Below are 17,377 nucleotides of genomic sequence, written 5' to 3' on the forward strand. Positions count from 1 at the left end.
TTCCTTTTTGGTGTTGATAGGAAAAACTGTCTGCTACTCAAATCATGATGCGGATAAATTGGTGTAACTGCTACTCCGGTTTAGTACCTGCTTTTTCAGGCTCATCCAGGCTCTCGACTTTCAGCAAGTCTGCCGTTGTCAGGATGCCGATCTTGACGATGTTGTAGCCATTCAGGGTTTCACAACGCAGTGAACCTTCGGTGCAAAAGCGGATGTCCCCAAGGTAATTTTCGTTCGGATAATAGAAGAACATCATGTCACCGGCGCGTTCTATGTTGAGAGCGCGATCGAGTACTTCTTCAGGGAATTTGTTTTGCGTTACCTTGAGCAGCCATTCACGGAATTTGGGTATGGCAGCGGTAGCGATTTCTTTGGTGCGCTTATTGTGTGGACCGTGGAAGCCCAGGCGTGTTTTCTCCATATGCTTGCTGGCAAGCATTTGCCTTTCCGCACCGGCCATAAAGATAAGCGCACAGGCGGACATGCAACTGCCGTTGACTGCTGTATTCATCTTGCCTTCTGTAATCAGGTCTGCAATGGCATAGGCAGCACGCATATCACCACCGGGGCTTTCGGTCATGACGACTGTTTTGACTGGGCCTTCTTCGAGTTTTTTGCGGAATAGCTGGCTGTCTTCAGGCACGACTTTGCCGAACAGTATCAGGGTCTGGTTAGACCGCAACATGGTCATTGCGGTTGCGCTGCCAGAAAATAGAATAGCGCACAGGGTAAGGAAAGCGAAAAACTGTTTTAATTTGGAATGCATGGCGATAAGGCGTCGTTTAAGGGAAAGAGCTTTTTAAGCATGTCACTGGATAGTTGTCTTTGGCTAACAAGCCAAAGCAGACCAAATCTCCTTGCAACATTGCTCACATTAGACACCAGTCATTCATCATTTGCCAATGTTTTTATGCATTATCTGCCGACCTGCACAGTCCAACAATTTAGATTGAATGCAGCCCGCCAGGTTTGATGCCACATTGGCAGGCTGCACTGGCTAGCAATTTATCTTACGACTTGAATGTCAACAACATAGAGTGCACCATTGGCTTTTTCTGCCCTGAACTTCACTTTATTGCCGGGTTCCAGAGTATCCAGCATGGCCGCTTCCTTGATTCTGAACACCATGGTCATGCCTGGCATGTCCAGGTTTTTGATGGGGCCATGCTTGATCGTGACTTTGTTGCTGCTCTTGTCAATTTTGATGATTTCACCATCTGTTGCATCTGTCATTGTGCTTGCAACCGCTGTATTGTCCTGCCCGGCGGGGCTGGCGGAGTTGGCGGTGTTTGCATAGTCAGGGGCATTTGCATTGGCATTCACCAGCGGCAGGTTCAGGCACAATACTGCGGCCAGCATCATTGTTTTCATGTTTTTCATAATGTGTCCTTTGATTGTGCGTGATGTTGATGTTCATCTGCGCTGGCATTGGTTTGGGACTTGCTGACCTGCACTTTGCCTTTCATGCCAGCATCGTAATGGCCAGGTTGCAGGCAGGCGAAATCGATCTTGCCTGCCTTGCTGAATTGCCACAGCACTTCACCTGCCTGGTCAGCGGCCAGTGTCACCATGTTGGGGTCGCTATGTTCCATCTCGGGATTTTTTTTCATCACTTCGTAATGCTCCTTCAATTCTTTTTCTGAGCCAAGCACAAACTCGTGTTTGAGCTTGCCTGAATTTTTGATGACAAAGCGTATGGTTTCATCTTGTTTTGCCTGGATGCTGGCAGGCGTAAAACGCATGCTGTCGCTCATGTCGATATTGACGGTGCGCGTCACAGCGCTGGCGATGCCGGGCTTGCCTATTGCGTCTTCATCATGGGCGTGCCCACCTGCGTGGGTGCCAGATGCCATTGCGGCACCCGAGGAAAATAACAGGGATACAGCAAGGCCTGTGGACAGGGTGTGTGATTTCTTTAAAGCGGATTTCATAAGATACTTTCTTTTCCAGGAAGGTGGAATGACAATGCCGCGCTTATCCAGCGTCAAACACTGAATAGGCGTGCACAGTCGGCAGACACACAGCTACGCTGGGTCTACGACAATGATTTGATGACCTGGCAATGTCAGGTCATGTCCGAAGGAAGGGGAGTATCAGGACCTGGGTGGTCGCTCCAGGCCATCACTGATGTGGCCTGTATATGAAGAAAAAATCAGGTCGATTCTTTCTGAAGAAGGGCGAAGCAATGGCAGTGCAATATCCTGGCTGAGGATGGCGGTCGCTGCGCAACATGCATCGACGGATGCGGCATGATCCAATGCGTGTTTTTTTACTGAGGTGCTGGCATGACGCTGGTGCAGATGGTGTTCACTGGCAGAAGCAGAGGCAGATGATGGCTCGTCAGCACAACACAGCCTGCTTGCTGCCAGGACGCCCTGTACAGGGATAGTCAGCATCAGGATGCACAATAACAATAAACGAACCAGCTTTTTCATGGGCCAGATTATAGCTGTTTTTTTGAGTTCGCTTATTTTTGAGTTCGTTTAGTCTTGAGATTCTACAGCCACTGTTTACTACGATGGCTGCCTGGCTTGATTCCCCTCTTCTGCACGGCTATAGCACGACAACGGCATCTGGCAATTCGTTCAGGTTGTCGCCATCCGCCGGGAAGTGTTTTGCCAGGTGCTGACTGATGGCCTGTATACCCCGGATGACGCCGTCTTCATACTGATCCAGTTTGAAGGCACTTTCCATCATGCGGCAAATTTGCTCCCATTCGTCGGCTGTTGCTTTGGCATGGATTCCGCGGTCTGCCACGATTTCAACATCACGGTCAGCCAGCAATACATAAATAAGTACACCGTTATTGTGTGCGGTATCCCAGATGTGTAATTGCGAAAAAACTTCTATGGCGCGTGTGCGGGCAGTCTGGTCGCGCAGCAATGGGCCGCAGTCAAGCGCGGTTTCGACAACGAAGCGGATTTCACCCAAGTGATTGGATTCGCAAGTTTTGATGGCTTGCTCTATGGCCTGCAGACTTAAGGGCGGGAAGGCGCTTCTTAGCTGGTAGTGGGTAGTCAGCAAGTGTTTGGTGATGCGTTTGATGTTGAAGTTACTCATGATTACCACCGCCCCGATGCACCGCCACCGCCAAAACCACCGCCGCCACCGCTGAAGCCGCCACCACCTCCAAAGCCACCCATGCCACCTCTGCCACTGCCCCCATAGTAGGCACCAATACCACGTGCGCCCAGACTGCCACTTAACAGGGTAAAGAACAGTGCCAGTACACCTGCAATCATGGCAAGGGGTATGGCACCGGCGACCAGCCAGGCGATTCCGCCAACGACGCCGCCAGTAACGAGGGCACCAGGCAACCTGCCAAACAGTGCACGTAATACACCGCCGACCACTAATGCCATGACAAATAATATGGGGGCATATTGCTGGAAGCCATCCACATCATTGCTTCTGCGCGCCGACTTTGCGGGCAAGGCTTCGCCTTCCACTACACGCATCATTTGATCGACACCGGCCTGTATGCCTGCATTGAAATCACCCTGTTTTAAATAAGGGGTGATGGTGTCGCTGATAATGCGTTTGCTGGTGGCGTCGTTGAGTGCACCTTCCAGGCCGTAACCAACTTCTATGCGCAGGCTGCGATCATTCTTGGCGATCAGCAATATGGCGCCGTCATCGACTTTTTTGCGCCCCAGCTTCCATTGTTCTGCTACACGCAGGGCATACTGTTCTATGGTTTCGGGGGCAGTAGTGGGCACGATGAGGACGGCAATCTGGCTGCCTTTCTTGTTTTCAAAATCACGCAGCTTTTGTTCCAAGGCAGCTTTTTGTTCCGTGGTCAAGGTTGCGGTCTGGTCTGTGATGCGGTTTTGTATGGGTGGGACGGCGATCTGTGCCAAGGCAACACCGGCCCATGCCAGCATGCTGCTCAACAATAGCACCTTGGCGTTTCGCAGGATATTCATTGTGCACTGCTGGGCTTGGCAGCGGGTGCGCCAAAATCCACTACCGGTGGTTTAGCGAGTTCTTTTTCATTTTCGACAGCGAAGTTGGGTTTGACCTTGTAGCCAAACATCATGGCTGTCAGGTTGGATGGAAAAGACCTGACCTGTACATTGTATTCTTGCACAGACTTGATGTAGCGGTTACGGGCAACGGTGATGCGATTTTCTGTGCCTTCCAGTTGTGCCTGCAAATCACGGAAATTGGCATCTGATTTCAGTTGCGGATAATTTTCTGTGACGACCAACAAGCGCGACAAGGCGCCGGACAGTTCACCCTGAGCAGTCTGGAATTTGGCAAAGGCTTCGGGATTGTTCAGCAGTTCGGGTGTTGCCTGTACGCTGCCGACTTTGGCGCGGGCATTGGTGACGCCCAGCAAGACATCCTTTTCCTGTGCGGCAAAGCCTTTGACGGTGTTGACCAGATTGGGCACCAGGTCGGCACGACGCTGGTATTGGTTCAAGACTTCGGACCAGTTGGATTTGACTTGCTCATCCCCACTTTGGAAACTGTTATATCCGCACCCGGAGATGTTAAGTAAGAGTATTGCTGACAACAGCAGCCAAAACTTGCGCATGGGGATTTCTCCTGATTGGTTTGTTTTTCACCGAAGGTGGTGAAAGCGATGAAAGCAGTACTCATATCAGTAACAATGGCAATATTGCATCACAAATAGCTTGCCATACTTACCCGAAAATCACTGTGCGGTAGCGCACAATGAAGCGCCACTGAATTCATTATTGCTCTATGAACATCTAAATCCAATTTACCTTGTTGTGATTTGATAAAGCGCAAGGACAGGTCAAGCACTTATGAAAACTTGAGCTTGTCTGAGTGTGGTCAGCCAGTGCTGGCCCGGTGATTTACATATTGTCAGCTGTTTGCAAATCCATCTATACTCGTTTGCATCATCCATTTACCGAGAGGAAGCCGCTGATGATTACCCGTCGCAGATTTGCCCTGTCACTTTCAGCATTCGCCTTGTCCCCCATCAGCTCACATGTTCATGCAGCAGTCAGGAAAATACCTGTCCTGTTGCGCCCGCCTGTGGCAAGAGAAGAAGCCGTAACCGACACTTTGTGGGGCAAGGCTATCGTGGACCCCTATCGCTGGATGGAGCAGAAACCTGATACCGACGAATTTGCCAGCTACCTGAAAGCACAGGGTGCCTATGCAAGGCAGATGCTGGACCGTTTGCCAGGCCGGCGCGCAGTGGAAGCATCGGTGACGCGTTTCACTGCGGCAGTGACGAATGTATCAATACGCCAGATCAGCGGCAGTTATATCGTTTTTGCACGTCGTCTACCCGGACAGCAGGCTTTCAAGATTTATGCGCGCCCGCATGCAGGTGGTGCCGACCGTTTGCTGATTGACCCCGAAGCCGGTGCCCAGGGCGGTGCCCCACGCCGGGTGACTGGCTTGCTGATGTCGCCGGACAGCCGGCATCTGGCTTACACCATCGACAAAGGCGGGGATGAAATACGTGAATTGCGCGTCCTGACATTAGATAGTGGCAAGGACGTGCTGATCACCCTGCAGAATGGTTTGCCGGCCAGTTGGTTACCCGATTCCAGCGGCTTCTTTTATTCACGCTTGCGTGATGGTGCGGTCAAGGGCAAGGTCGATTTTTCTTTCGACACCGCGACCTGGCTGCACAGGATGAACACCGAGGCGGCGCAAGACACACTGGCCCTGCGCTGGTCAGATGGACCGGCCATGGGCCAGACTGAACGTGAAATGCCGATGGTGCTGGCGAACGTCGCAAGTGACTGGGCACTGGGTGCCATCTACAGCAACGGTGAATGGCCAGCCTATGGCATGGTGGCGCGCAGCAGTGAACTGGCTCAGGGCAAACCCAATTGGACAGCCGTGTTTGGCAAAGATGATGTCGCGGTCCATGCGCTGACCGTAGGTGACGACGTATATGTACTGGCCAAGGGTAAGGCGGAACGGGGTGAAGTATTCAAGGTCAGCGTACGCGACCCGGACAAGACCAAACGTGAGGTAGTGGTAGCCCAAGGCGAGTATGTGATTGACAGTATGAGTCTCGCCAAAGATGGTTTGTATATTCATGAATTGCGTGGCCAGGTGGGTGCGCTGCGTCGCTACAGTTTTGCCACCGGCAAGGTGGAAGACGTGGCACTACCTTTGAGCGGTGCCGTGTGGGATGTGAATTGCGATCCTACGCTGGAAGGTGCATGGTTTGGCATGGATGGCCTGACCTGGTCTGCCCGCAGCCTGCACACTGGTGCCGATCTGAAGGCGAAAGATATCGGCCTCACGCCCAAGGCACCGTTTGATACTTCGCCCTTTTTAACCACACGTCTGGAAATCAAGGCGCGTGATGGTGCGAAAGTACCGATAGAAATACTGCATAAAAACAATACCAAGCTGAACGGTAAAAACCCAGTCCTGATCGAAGCCTATGGTTCCTATGGCATCATCCTGGACCCAGGCTTTCAGGGGTCCAAACTGGCCTTCCTGGATCAGGGTGGCGTGATTGTATATGCCCACGTGCGCGGCGGTGGCGAAAAAGGGGACAGCTGGCATTTGGCCGGGCAAAAAGCCACCAAACCCAATACCTGGCGTGATGTGATAGATGTGGCCGAAACCTTGATCAAAGATGGCTGGACTTCACGCGGCAGGATTGCTGTATGGGGTACATCCGCCGGCGGCATCATGGTGGGCCGCGCCATTACCGAGCGCCCCGATTTATTTGCCGTCGCCATCGGTGAGGTGGGTGTCTTCAATACCTTGCGCTTTGAATTGACATCAAATGGCCCTGGCAATGATGAAGAATTTGGTACGGTGAAGAAAGAAGACGAGTTTCACAGCTTGCTGGAAATGGATGCCTATCACCATGTACAGCCAAATGTCAGCTACCCGGCCATGCTGCTGATGACTGGTGCCAACGATATACGGGTAGAGCCCTGGCAAGTCGCCAAGATGGCCGCACGCATGCAAAAGAACCTTGACCCCAAGCGCCCGGTATTAATGCGTGTTGATTTTGATTCTGGCCACTACTCCACAACCAGAAAGAATGGCATCACCAAGACCGTCGATGTATTCACATTCATTTTTGAGCATACGCGTGGCTAACAACTAAGTGCGGGGTGACGGCATGCCTGGTGAACGGTCTGTGGGCCTGCTTCAAATATCAATCGTGTAATGCCGGCCTGTCTGGAGCGGCAACGCGGTGTTTGATGCATGCTCATCCTGTGATGGCTTGTGTTCTCTGACAAATAATTTTTTGACGAGATAGGACATGCGGTTTTTTTGGAAGTCGTCATAGGCTGCCACAGCTTGTTTTATGACTGGTACCTGGGCTTGCAACCGGTGCTCGGCCACGGGTGAAATCCAGTCTATGCGCCAGTCTATACGCATGCCATTCTCTAGCGGCAGGCTGGCCAGCATCACCTCATCATTCAGGATTTCGCTGGCCAAGGCCTGAGAGAAATCACTGGGATAAAATTTTCTTAATGTACCCAGGCCAAAATCCACCAGGTATTTTTCATTGATGATGCAGACGGCATGCCCTTCCCTTTGCCTGTCACGCACAAAACCTTTGTAGCCTATATAAAAAATTCCATTGTTTTGCCGGATTTCGGCATAACAGCCCTGCACCCTGGCGGTATAACCTTTTTCTTGCAGTATGTGGGCCAGCATGGCAGACATGGTGAAGCAGCAAGTATCATACTGATCAAAAAACTCCAGGAATTGAAAATCATCAGCAATCTGCCTCAGATCATGAGCCAGTTTGCTATCTGTGATTACGTCAAAAAATGCGCTGTTCATTGGATTGGGGAAGTGGGAACTGACGGTAAAAGCTATGCGTAAGGGCATACCTGTCCACCGGTGAGAATGTTTGCCGAATAAAAGAATAGCAAGCTTATAATTTAAAAGACGTGATAAATAGTAAATGCATGTAAGCATTTGTTTCAATTATGCTATTTAGCGTCCAGGGCGCGGCAGGAAGTAGTTCTTGCCCATACCCAGGCTGATCCAGCCATTCGAATAGTCATAGGCACCCATGGGGTGACCGAAGTAATAGCCCTGTATGGTCTGGCAACCCAGTTCACGCAGCATGCGCGCCTGTTCTGCAGTTTCTATGCCTTCGGCGGTGACATCCAGCTGCAGGCTTTTTGCCATTTGCAGGATAGCGGCCACCATGCCCAAATCCCGTTCGGCACCGGGCAGGGCAATCACGAAAGAGCGGTCTATTTTGATGCGTGATACCGGCAAGTGTTTGAGCAGGGCGATGGAAGAATATCCGGAACCAAAATCATCAATCGCAACCCGAACGCCCATTTCACGCAGGCTGTTAACCACCTTGCGACTTTGATGAAAGTCTTGCAGCATGGCTTCTGTAATTTCAATTTCGAGTAAATGCGCAGGCAATTGATAGGCATCCAATGCATCCCGGATTTTCTTGAGGAATTGCTCATTCTGGAACTGCCCGGCAGACACATTGACGGCCATGAATAGCTGCCCCTGCCCTACTTCGTTCCAGCTACTCAGTTGCTTCAGTGCCTCTGCCAGCACCCAGTTGCCGATGTCATCGATGAGACCAACTTCTTCAGCAATATGCACGAATTGCCCTGGTTCCAGCAGGCCGGAATCGGGATGATTCCAGCGCAGCAAGGCTTCAAAACCGATCAGGCGAAAATCAGCCAGATCGATGATGGGCTGGTAGAACAGTTCAAATTCATTTCTTTCCACGGCACCGTACAGATTTTGTTCGATATTCAGGCGGGTACCAGACTTGTCGCTGAGGTTGCTGGAATAGGCACAGATTTTCCCTTTGCCACAACGCTTGGCTTCATACATGGCGCTGTCGGCTGCCCCCAGGATTTCATGACTGGTATTGCCATCACCGGGAAATTTGGCGACACCTATGCTGGCACCAATCACAAAATGATGGTCTTCAATCACCACCGGTTCTGCGAAAGATTTAAGGATTTTTTCAGCGACCAACAAGCCTTCCGAGGGATGATTGAGGCTGGACACGATGACGACAAATTCATCCCCGCCCAGGCGTATGGCTTCGTCATGGCGACGTATCTGCCGCACAATACGCATGGCAGCTTCTTGAATAACGCGGTCACCAACATGGTGGCCCATGGTGTCATTGATGGCTTTGAATTCATCCAGGTCGACAAAGATGACGGCGAAATGATTCCCGGCATTCAGGGTCTGCTGGATTTCGGTTTCCAGCCGCTGATCCAGCAGATAACGGTTACCCAGGCCAGTCAGGGGATCATGGTAAGCCAGATGCGCCAACTGACGCTGGGCTTCGCGAATAAAGCTGATGTCTGAAATGGCGTGCACATATTGCTTTGCCTTGCCGGCATCATCACGCACCACACAGATATGCTGCAGTGCCGGGAACAGGCGGCCATCCTTGCATTTGCAGGCAACTTCGCCCGACCAGTAGCCTTCTGGCATGGCGGCAATGTCCTGGTAGGTGGGGTCATTATCCCGCCGTCCCAGTAAGATTTCATTTGGGTAAAACCCCAGTATTTCTTCCTGAGGATAGCCGGTCAGTCGTGTCAATGCCGGGTTGATGGAGCAGACCTTGCCGGCCTCATCCAGTATCATGATGCCTTCTGCCGTGGTACTGAAAACGACACTTGCCTGCCGCAGGTTTTCTTCTGTCAGTTTGCGCAAGGTGATATCGCGCAAGGCACCGATCACAGTTTGTTTTCTGGCATGCCCGACATGCAGTTTGCCAACCATTTCCAGCCAGGCATAGTCACCGTTGCTGCGCAGCGCGCGAAAACTGCAGTTGAACAGGTCTGACTTGGTCAATGCCTGATGCACATTGGCCCTGTCGTCCGGATGTATGCATTCCAGCATGGTGTGCAGGTTGGCCTGGAAGGGGCTGAGGGCACTATCCCACATGCGATGGAAGCGTTCGTCCCCCTTGACCGTATCGAGTTGCTCTTCCCATTCCCAGATACCGAGATCGGCGGCTTCCAGGGCGACGGACAGGCGCTCTTCGGATTTTTCAAGCGCAATTTCGGCATCGTGGCGAGAGCGTGCCACTTGTATGACGGCTGCCAGTTCCTTGGCACCAAATGGTTTCATGACATAGCCGAAGGGCTTGCTGGCGATGGCACGCTTGACGGTATTGTCATCGGCGTAGGCGGTAAGAAAGATGACGGGTAATTTCCAGCGCTGGTAGATCGCCTGGCAGGCATCAATGCCATCTTCTGCGCCATCGAGATGGATGTCCATCAATATCAGGGTAGGTTCAAGCTGGGAAACGGCGGACAGCGCATGGTTAAAATTACTGCGTATGCCGCATACGCGATGCCCCAGCTCCACCAGGGTATGTTGCAGATCCAGTGCCACCACGGGCTCATCTTCCACGATCAGAATATGCTCGGCATGCATCAAGCGATTCCTTTCCGTTTAGGGCTGATTGCTATCGTAAAGCAGCTCCCGGCGTTTGTCGAAGTGGTTTCCAGTTCGCCATGCAGTTGCGCGACAAACATGGGGATCAATTGCGTTCCCAGCCCTTTTGCTGCGTCCCAGTTGAATTCCGATGATAATCCACGCCCATTGTCAGCCACCTGCAAATGCAACTTGTCGTCAGAAATTTCTTGCAGGCGGATATCAATACGGGCTTGCAGCGGGCTACGTTCAGCCAGCCAGTCGGCAGGAAAAGCATGCTTGATGGCATTCAGTACCAGTTCATTGATGACCAGGCCAAGCGGAATCATGCGGTGCGCGCTCATGAAGACAGATTTGTCCGGCCCTGAATAGTGTAACTGGATGCCCATCTTGGTGGTGTCGTGGCTGGCAACCGTCAGGGCAATCAGGCGGTTGATGAATTCCGACAATTCGATTTCTGACATCATTTCCGAGTCATATAGCAATTGATGTACCAATGCCATGGCCCTGACCCTGCTCTGACTTTCGCCCAGGACCCGGGCCACCTCTTCTGGCGCTTGCCGGGCCTGCAATTTGAGCAGACTGGAAACAATCTGCAGATTGTTTTTGACGCGATGATGCACTTCATGCAGCAAGGCGGTTTTTTCTTCCAGTGCCTGCTCCAGTGCCGCCCACTGCCTTTTTTTGCTGCCTATATCATGCGCCAGCTTGCAGGCGCCGATCACTTTTCCATTGCGGTCACGCAAGGGAGAAATCGTGATCGACACATCCACAAAATGCCCAGCTTTGTGTATGCGCACTGTATCGAAAGGCGGGATACGTTCGCCATTGGTGATCCGTCGCAGCAGATGCTGTTCTTCACCCAGCAATGCCGCCGGGAACAGCATGGTAATCGGCTTGCCCAGCGCTTCTTTGGCACTATAGCCGAGCAAGCGCTCGGCAGCCGGGTTCCAGCCGGTAATGATACCTTCCAGGGATTTGGTGATGATGGCATCGTCGGATGATTCTATGACTGAACGATAACGGTCTTCTGACTGGTGCAGGGCAGCTTCGCTGTCATGCCGCTTGGAGATATCGATACCGGACGGTATCAGGTGGGTGACCTTGCCTGCTTCATCGCGTAGCGGTGCCAGCATGAAATCCACCCACATGCGACTGTCATTGATCATTTTGGCATGTACGTCATAACGTACTGTTTCACCATTGCGGCAACGACTGATTGCTTCTTTCAGTTGCTGTGCCAGTTCGGGGTCATGACTCCACCAGTAAGTATCCCACAGCTTTTTGCCACGTACCTCGTCAATAGCAATACCGGCGGCCTCCAGGGGTGCGCGGTTGCATTCCAGCAGGGTCCCATCCATATCGAGCACGCCGACAAAGGCAAACAGATTATCCAGCACCTGCAACAGGCGCTGCTTGCTTTCTTCTGCCACCTGCGCTTCAACGGAATCGATGGATGCGTCCTGTATCAGGGCAAGGATGCCGCAGATATTGCCGCTATCATCGCGTCTGGGGTAATAGGATGCCAGACGGAACAGCTTGTCGTCTTCATTTCCCGGGCCGTTACCGCGTATTTCCTGACCTACCAGTGGAATACCGGTTTCCAGCACGAAGCGCATTTTGGGTTCGATGATATCGGCTACTTGCGGCAGATAATCGCGGATGGGATGGCCAAGCTGTTCTGTGACAGGGATGCGATTCAGTTCGGCATGCCGGCGGTTGATGAAGAGCAAACGCAGATCAAGGTCGAGCACCGCCACACCTACCGGCAAGGTATCCGTCATGAGCAAAAATAATTGCTCCATTTCCCGACCTTGAAGACCATGCATGGCGCAGCCCTTCGTGCGAAAACTTAATTCTAACTATAAACAATATGACATTAAAATTTAAATAATTTTTTTAACGATTGATGAATACCTGTAGCTCGTTTGTTGTTCGGTTGTTGTTCGGTTGTTGCTTGTTCGACATACATGTGCAACGCAGCATGCACCCACCTGTCAATCATAACAAAGCCAGGCAACGGACCTGGCTTTGTCAGAATAAAAAATCAATGCAACAACGAGACCTGGAAACCAGGATGTGTTGGCTAGGGCGTGTTGACCTAGACTTCCCTAACAGTAACATTAGTGCATATTAATGCATTGTCCAGTTATTTTACTGCGGCAATACAGCTTGTCTGCTTATTGCGGTGTTTCGACCACCAACAAGGTCAGGCGTCTTACCAAAGGTAATACCATTAGCAGTGTTGGAAAGGCACATATCCATGACAGCAACCAGGATCCCATCCATATTTCCATGAAGTGATCGACCAGGCCAACGCTGCGCAAACTGCTGATCAGCGAAATGATACAGGTCATCAGTATCGACAGAAAAAAGGGCATGACGAAAGCTGCGTAGCGTGCAGGCAATTTGCGCATAGACGTTGCAGAAGAAGTGTGTTTTTGAGATTTCATAAAAGTTCCATAAGCCGACCCAGCAGGCGCCTGTTCATCCATGGAAGATAAACATCTGGCCCCGGACCAGTCCGGCGGCTGTGGCGCGTTGCTTGACGTAAACGCTTACGGCAACTTGTGGAAGTATGCGCCACCAGTGTAATTGGCGTTGATATAAAAGTAAATAGCCACTTACCCTGTACGCTGCAGTGGCAGGCATGTCCGGAAACGCAATCTGCGGTAAGATTTTGCCATGGAAAAACCGTAATGAAAAAACCAAGCATGAAGAAACACCTGGTGGTTGCCCTTGCCTATGATCAATTGTGCACCTTTGAATTTGGCTGCACGGTAGAATTATTTGCGCTGAATCGACCCGAGCTAAATGTGGACTGGTATGACTTTGCCGTCTGCGCCATGGAAGCAGGTAAATTGCGAGCCGCAGGTGGCATCCGTGTAGAAGTGCCGCACGACCTGAACATGCTGGACCAGGCTGATACCATCATCATCCCCGGTTGGCGTGACGCCGACGAAATGCCGCCACCTGCGATACTGGAAAAAATCCGTGCCGCCCATGCGCGTGGTGCCAGAATTTGCAGCATCTGTTCCGGCGTGTTCATCCTTGCAGCAGCCGGCATACTGGATGGCAAGACCGTGACGACCCACTGGCGCTATGCCGATAAATTGCTGAAGCGTTACCCAGCTATCCATGTGGAAGCAAATGCTTTGTACGTGGACCAGGGACAGATATTGACCTCGGCAGGTTCTGCCGCCGGGCTGGATATGCTGCTGCATCTGGTGCGCAAGGATTATGGCGCAAGGGTCGCCAACCTGGTGGCGCAAAGACTGGTGGTGCCACCGCATCGCGAAGGTGGTCAGGCGCAGTTTGTACCACGCCCCATGCCCAGCGACGAACATGCTCGCCTGGCGAAATTGATGGACTGGATCCGATCCCACCCTGCCCTGCCTCACAACCTGACATCCATGGCAGAAAAAGCGGCGATGAGTACACGCACGCTGCAACGCCAGTTCAAGGAATCCACCGGTATGGCACCGGGTGAATGGCTGATACGCGAACGTGTCGCCATCGCCAAGGAATTGCTGGAATCACCGCACACCAGCCTGACACAGGTGGCCGAACTGGCCGGTTTCAGTTCTGAAGAATCGCTGCGCCGCCACTTTCGCCGCATCGTTGCAAACAGCCCGGGCAATTACCGCAAACAGTTTGCCGACGTGCTGATAACAGCACCGATTTAAGACTGCGTCGCCACACTGGTGAGAAATGATTTTCTCAACGGATATCGTCTATGCTGAAATAAATTCACGCCCTATCTGTCAGCGAACTGAAAATGTGCCGCGCAACAGCTGTTTCGTTGAAGTAGACAAAACCCATGCATTGATGAAGGCCATGCAAGTATTGCTATACCGCTTGATTAATGCTTGATAGAATTAATTGAAATTATCAGGAGCAAGCCGCTTTTGCCATTCTTTTGCACCTCATCTGAACGGCTTGTAGTGCGGTCCACTTACCACAGAAAGTATTCATGAATAGCCAGGACGACGGCAAAATACCTGAACATAGCTGGCCTATCTTGCAGTCTATTGCTGCAAAACAGGCGCATCGTCCCGCGCTGTTAACGGACGCAGAACGGGAAGCACGCTGGCAATGCCTGCCCGTCTCCGATGTGACCGCAGCATCTGCGAGCCAGGGTCATGGTGACTCACCCAACCGCAAACAACCAATCGCCAGTCAACTCCAGCATTTGACGCCCACCACAACGGGCATGAGCAATGCGCAGAATTCTTCCTCGATTCAGGCATTGTTCCAGCGTTTGGCCGCGGGCGAGAAAAATTTGTCCGCGCCATCCGACGAAACCGGGACCCTGGGGCCACTGCTTAAAAAATGAAGAATTATTGCAGTTGTTTCCATGAAGGGTGGTGTCGGTAAAACCAGCGTGACCGCCAATCTGGCTGCGGTTATGGCACAGGATGCCGAACCTGACAGCAAGCTCAAATGCGACATCGCATCCGCACTGAGTCTGTCGTATGGCCAGCGCATGCTGCCATTTGGCATTCCACGCGATGAAGCCATCAGCATGGCTTTCGCCTTTCAGCAACCGCTTGGTCATTACGCGCCGGATCATCCCGCTGTCGAACAGTTTCAGGGCATCGCCGACTGGGCAACAAACATATTCAACGACGGCATTTGACATCATAGAAATAAAAAAAGGGCCGTACGCCACACGTACGGCCCTGTCAAGCGCGCTGCAAAACATCCTGTTTTTAACTCTGTCTGTCACTCTGTCACTACACCCTGCTGACCTCGCCCAGGCATGCCAATATCCAAACCCAATATCGCAAAGTAGGCAAACTTTGCGGTAATGCCGGGTAAATCACCTGTGCCATCGCAAATAGGTGCACATAAGGCTTTACGTGTGGGCCGCGTTAACAGCCCCCGACAAGCGTTCTCTCAAAATGGCTGATACACCCAGAAAGGCCGGGTATTCTGCAGTAATCAGGAAAGTCGGTATCTGCGCAAGATAAGTGGCAAAACGCCCTTTCGCTTCAAACCGCTGGCGAAACGCGGACGTGTTGAAAAACTCACCTAGGCGCGGCACGATGCCGCCGCCTATATACACACCGCCTGTGGCCCCCAGGGTCATCGCCAGGTTGCCGGCAATGGTTCCCAGCATGGCACAAAAATATTCAACCGTGCGCACACACACTGGACAACTGCCATCCAGCGCCCGCCGCGTGATATCAGCTGCATTCATGTCTTCCGGATTCGGTACTTGATCCATATGTGACAGGGCGCGATACATGATTTCAAGACCCATGCCGGAAATCAGGCGCTCGGCGGATACATGCGCATATTCTTTGCGGGCATAACGCAGGATCTCGATTTCCGTATCATCTGCCGGTGAAAACGAGACATGGCCGCCTTCACTGCACAAAGGTATCCAGTGCTGCCCTGAAGGAATAATGCCGGATACACCAAGGCCGGTGCCAGGTCCGATAAGGCCAATGGCCCGCTGTGCTTGCGCCTGGCCACAACCGACTTGCAGTTTTTCATGTTCTGCCAGGTGAGGTAAGGCCATCGCCAGTGCTGTGAAATCATTCACCACCACCAGGTCCTGAAAACCGCAAGCCTGGCGCAAAGCCTCGATGGAAAAAGTCCAGTGATGATTGGTCATGCTTACCACGTCACTATCCACAGGATTGGCAATGGCGATGGCAGCATGCTGCACCGCTTGCGGACAGAGCGCCCTCACTTCCTCCCTGGCAAGATAGGCAGTGATGGCAGCCTGCAAATCAGGATAGGCATTGCAAGACAATACGGTAATCGCTTCAAAGCGATGGCTTACCGTTTCGAGGGCAAAACGCGCATTGGTGCCACCAATATCTGCCAGCAAACGCGGGCCTGCACCACCTGGTATTTTTTGATTTTTGGTCAACATCTCAGCATTCATATTTTCAGATCTGCCTCTGGCTAGCTATTCAAGCGCCATTTTTATGTAACAATACTACATATTTTTCAAATTAATGTCCAATGAATTTGCATACACTGAGGTAAAATTTGAAAAATACAATGAAATCCATACGCATATAATGAAAATGAAATGAATCTCAAGGTGTTTTTATGTAGTCATACTACTTTTTATTGCATGAAGGCGTTCGCCTTATGATCTAGTTGTTTAGAGATGCGCCCCTACTATTCCGCGCGTCAGCGCCCCTATCTGTGCATCACGAGGCAATTGCAGATTACAGCACCGACAAGCAGAACAAGGCAAGTACCAAACAGCAAGATATCAGCGCATTTTTCTTTTTGCGAAAACCACTGTCTTTGCTTGCATACACAGTACTATGCAAGCAAAGAATTCCATCAACATCCGTTGCAATCCAGACAGAAAATTTCCATACTCCATTTTTCAGAACGCAGCCCGGAGGGCCATTGAACAAGTCACACAAAAATTAACCGCGTCTACATGCATTTTTACAACGGCACAGGCAATTTCCAGGGCCTTCGCAAGCTACTATTTATTGCCCGCCTGGAAGAAACAAAAACATGGATAAGATGACTTCAAAACTGATCAATCCACAGTGCCTTTTTTTGGGGAGAATATCTGCAAGAATTCTCATCTTGTTGGTGCGTATTTGAATCATGTTTACTCCCCTGCTCTACGCATCTGGCATGGTTCAATTATTGCTAAATAGCAGACGCCGATTTAGCCATGGTTTTTCAGGGTCGCTACAAATAATCATTATTTTGATATTTAGGCGGTGGATTTGCTTATTCCTGCAGCAAGTAAAGACAGGTAATCACGTCAGCGATTATCGGCCAGGGAGTTAAATTCCATGCCAAGTACAAAAAATATGGCAAGTTTTCAGCAAAGAAGCGCAAATTTTTCTTCAACAGCGGTTATTATTACCGCCTTCATATTCTAAGTTCGAGGAGACAGCGGGAATGGATTTTTCAAATCGCCAGCAAGAGCCGGGAAAGAAATTTATCGGATTAGGGCTGGTCATATTATTTCACGTGCTGGTGGTATATGCACTGGTATCGGGCCTGGCGCGCAAGGCCATGGAAG

16 protein-coding genes are annotated in these 17,377 nt (G+C 51.3%); 4 read left to right on the forward strand and 12 right to left on the reverse strand.

The genetic code is table 11. The annotated features are described in order from the left end of the window. Window positions 1-70 precede the first annotated feature (70 nt). The 7 genes from ACO0K9_RS13220 to ACO0K9_RS13250 form a co-directional block, all read right to left on the reverse strand. Window positions 71-766, reverse strand: a complete 696-nt coding sequence (locus ACO0K9_RS13220) for an ATP-dependent Clp protease proteolytic subunit (RefSeq protein ID WP_422985592.1) — start codon at window positions 764-766, stop codon at window positions 71-73. 239 nt (window positions 767-1,005) lie between these two features. Then, on the reverse strand, window positions 1,006-1,380 hold the full coding sequence (locus tag ACO0K9_RS13225; protein WP_422985594.1) for a copper-binding protein: 375 nt from the start codon (window positions 1,378-1,380) through the stop codon (window positions 1,006-1,008). Continuing rightward, on the reverse strand, window positions 1,377-1,931 hold the full coding sequence (locus tag ACO0K9_RS13230; protein WP_422985596.1) for a cupredoxin domain-containing protein: 555 nt from the start codon (window positions 1,929-1,931) through the stop codon (window positions 1,377-1,379). The genes ACO0K9_RS13225 and ACO0K9_RS13230 overlap by 4 nt, the downstream gene beginning before the upstream one ends. Window positions 1,932-2,093: 162 nt before the next feature. Continuing rightward, window positions 2,094-2,435 carry a hypothetical protein gene (locus tag ACO0K9_RS13235; protein WP_422985598.1) on the reverse strand — a complete coding sequence of 114 codons (342 nt, stop codon included), beginning with the start codon at window positions 2,433-2,435 and terminating at the stop codon, window positions 2,094-2,096. A gap of 118 nt (window positions 2,436-2,553) precedes the next feature. Beyond that, the gene (locus ACO0K9_RS13240) at window positions 2,554-3,060 is read right to left on the reverse strand and encodes a TPM domain-containing protein (protein ID WP_422985599.1); all 507 of its coding nucleotides are present in this window, start codon (window positions 3,058-3,060) and stop codon (window positions 2,554-2,556) included. Between the two features lie 2 nt (window positions 3,061-3,062). After that, a complete protein-coding gene (locus ACO0K9_RS13245) occupies window positions 3,063-3,926 on the reverse strand; it encodes a TPM domain-containing protein (RefSeq protein WP_422985601.1) in 864 nt (287 codons plus the stop codon). Then, entirely contained in the window at window positions 3,923-4,540 is a 618-nt protein-coding gene (locus ACO0K9_RS13250) for a LemA family protein (RefSeq protein WP_422985603.1), read from the reverse strand. Before ACO0K9_RS13250 ends, ACO0K9_RS13245 begins: the two co-directional genes overlap by 4 nt. Window positions 4,541-4,899: 359 nt before the next feature. Between ACO0K9_RS13250 and ACO0K9_RS13255 the strand changes: the two genes are divergently transcribed. Further along, window positions 4,900-7,062, forward strand: a complete 2,163-nt coding sequence (locus tag ACO0K9_RS13255) for a prolyl oligopeptidase family serine peptidase (protein WP_422985605.1) — start codon at window positions 4,900-4,902, stop codon at window positions 7,060-7,062. A gap of 51 nt (window positions 7,063-7,113) precedes the next feature. Here ACO0K9_RS13255 and ACO0K9_RS13260 read toward each other — a convergent pair whose 3' ends face one another. The 4 genes from ACO0K9_RS13260 to ACO0K9_RS13275 form a co-directional block, all read right to left on the reverse strand. Continuing rightward, a complete protein-coding gene (locus ACO0K9_RS13260; RefSeq protein ID WP_422985607.1) occupies window positions 7,114-7,806 on the reverse strand; it encodes a hypothetical protein in 693 nt (230 codons plus the stop codon). A gap of 108 nt (window positions 7,807-7,914) precedes the next feature. Next, entirely contained in the window at window positions 7,915-10,359 is a 2,445-nt protein-coding gene (locus tag ACO0K9_RS13265; RefSeq protein ID WP_422985609.1) for a two-component system response regulator, read from the reverse strand. Then, window positions 10,359-12,188, reverse strand: coding sequence for a PAS domain-containing protein (locus ACO0K9_RS13270; protein WP_422985611.1), 1,830 nt, complete (start codon window positions 12,186-12,188; stop codon window positions 10,359-10,361). Before ACO0K9_RS13270 ends, ACO0K9_RS13265 begins: the two co-directional genes overlap by 1 nt. 351 nt (window positions 12,189-12,539) lie before the next feature. After that, complete coding sequence (locus tag ACO0K9_RS13275; RefSeq protein ID WP_422985613.1) at window positions 12,540-12,812, reverse strand: DUF2798 domain-containing protein; 273 nt, start codon at window positions 12,810-12,812, stop codon at window positions 12,540-12,542. Between the two features lie 261 nt (window positions 12,813-13,073). Here ACO0K9_RS13275 and ftrA point away from each other — a divergent pair, with 261 nt between their 5' ends. The 3 genes from ftrA to ACO0K9_RS13290 all read left to right on the forward strand — a co-directional run bounded on the left by ftrA (window position 13,074) and on the right by ACO0K9_RS13290 (window position 14,998). Then, complete coding sequence (gene ftrA, locus ACO0K9_RS13280; RefSeq protein WP_422985623.1) at window positions 13,074-14,045, forward strand: transcriptional regulator FtrA; 972 nt, start codon at window positions 13,074-13,076, stop codon at window positions 14,043-14,045. A 287-nt stretch (window positions 14,046-14,332) separates the two neighbouring features. Next, window positions 14,333-14,695 (forward strand): hypothetical protein, encoded by a 363-nt coding sequence (locus ACO0K9_RS13285; RefSeq protein WP_422985615.1) that lies wholly within the window; start codon window positions 14,333-14,335, stop codon window positions 14,693-14,695. A 6-nt stretch (window positions 14,696-14,701) separates the two neighbouring features. Continuing rightward, window positions 14,702-14,998 (forward strand): cellulose synthase operon protein YhjQ/BcsQ, encoded by a 297-nt coding sequence (locus ACO0K9_RS13290; protein WP_422985625.1) that lies wholly within the window; start codon window positions 14,702-14,704, stop codon window positions 14,996-14,998. A gap of 219 nt (window positions 14,999-15,217) precedes the next feature. On the opposite strand, the gene ACO0K9_RS13295 is transcribed toward ACO0K9_RS13290, so the two are convergent. Further along, complete coding sequence (locus ACO0K9_RS13295; RefSeq protein WP_422985617.1) at window positions 15,218-16,246, reverse strand: glucokinase; 1,029 nt, start codon at window positions 16,244-16,246, stop codon at window positions 15,218-15,220. Window positions 16,247-17,377: the final 1,131 nt, after the last annotated feature.

The sequence above is a fragment of the Undibacterium sp. Ji50W genome (assembly GCF_049340445.1).
Classification (GTDB): Bacteria; Pseudomonadota; Gammaproteobacteria; order Burkholderiales; family Burkholderiaceae_D; genus Undibacterium.

Bases quoted from the DNA above. Each gene is read 5' to 3' on its own strand.
- ACO0K9_RS13230 (WP_422985596.1), bottom strand. From the start codon at position 1,931: ATGAAATCCGCTTTAAAGAAATCACACACCCTGTCCACAGGCCTTGCT.
- ACO0K9_RS13250 (WP_422985603.1), bottom strand. From the start codon at position 4,540: ATGCGCAAGTTTTGGCTGCTGTTGTCAGCAATACTCTTACTTAACATC.
- ACO0K9_RS13225 (WP_422985594.1), bottom strand. From the start codon at position 1,380: ATGAAAAACATGAAAACAATGATGCTGGCCGCAGTATTGTGCCTGAAC.
- ACO0K9_RS13245 (WP_422985601.1), bottom strand. From the start codon at position 3,926: ATGAATATCCTGCGAAACGCCAAGGTGCTATTGTTGAGCAGCATGCTG.
- ACO0K9_RS13240 (WP_422985599.1), bottom strand. From the start codon at position 3,060: ATGAGTAACTTCAACATCAAACGCATCACCAAACACTTGCTGACTACC.
- ACO0K9_RS13220 (WP_422985592.1), bottom strand. From the start codon at position 766: ATGCATTCCAAATTAAAACAGTTTTTCGCTTTCCTTACCCTGTGCGCT.
- ACO0K9_RS13260 (WP_422985607.1), bottom strand. From the start codon at position 7,806: ATGCCCTTACGCATAGCTTTTACCGTCAGTTCCCACTTCCCCAATCCA.
- ACO0K9_RS13235 (WP_422985598.1), bottom strand. From the start codon at position 2,435: ATGAAAAAGCTGGTTCGTTTATTGTTATTGTGCATCCTGATGCTGACT.
- ACO0K9_RS13255 (WP_422985605.1), top strand. From the start codon at position 4,900: ATGATTACCCGTCGCAGATTTGCCCTGTCACTTTCAGCATTCGCCTTG.
- ACO0K9_RS13275 (WP_422985613.1), bottom strand. From the start codon at position 12,812: ATGAAATCTCAAAAACACACTTCTTCTGCAACGTCTATGCGCAAATTG.
- ftrA (WP_422985623.1), top strand. From the start codon at position 13,074: ATGAAGAAACACCTGGTGGTTGCCCTTGCCTATGATCAATTGTGCACC.
- ACO0K9_RS13265 (WP_422985609.1), bottom strand. From the start codon at position 10,359: ATGCATGCCGAGCATATTCTGATCGTGGAAGATGAGCCCGTGGTGGCA.
- ACO0K9_RS13285 (WP_422985615.1), top strand. From the start codon at position 14,333: ATGAATAGCCAGGACGACGGCAAAATACCTGAACATAGCTGGCCTATC.
- ACO0K9_RS13295 (WP_422985617.1), bottom strand. From the start codon at position 16,246: ATGTTGACCAAAAATCAAAAAATACCAGGTGGTGCAGGCCCGCGTTTG.
- ACO0K9_RS13270 (WP_422985611.1), bottom strand. From the start codon at position 12,188: ATGCATGGTCTTCAAGGTCGGGAAATGGAGCAATTATTTTTGCTCATG.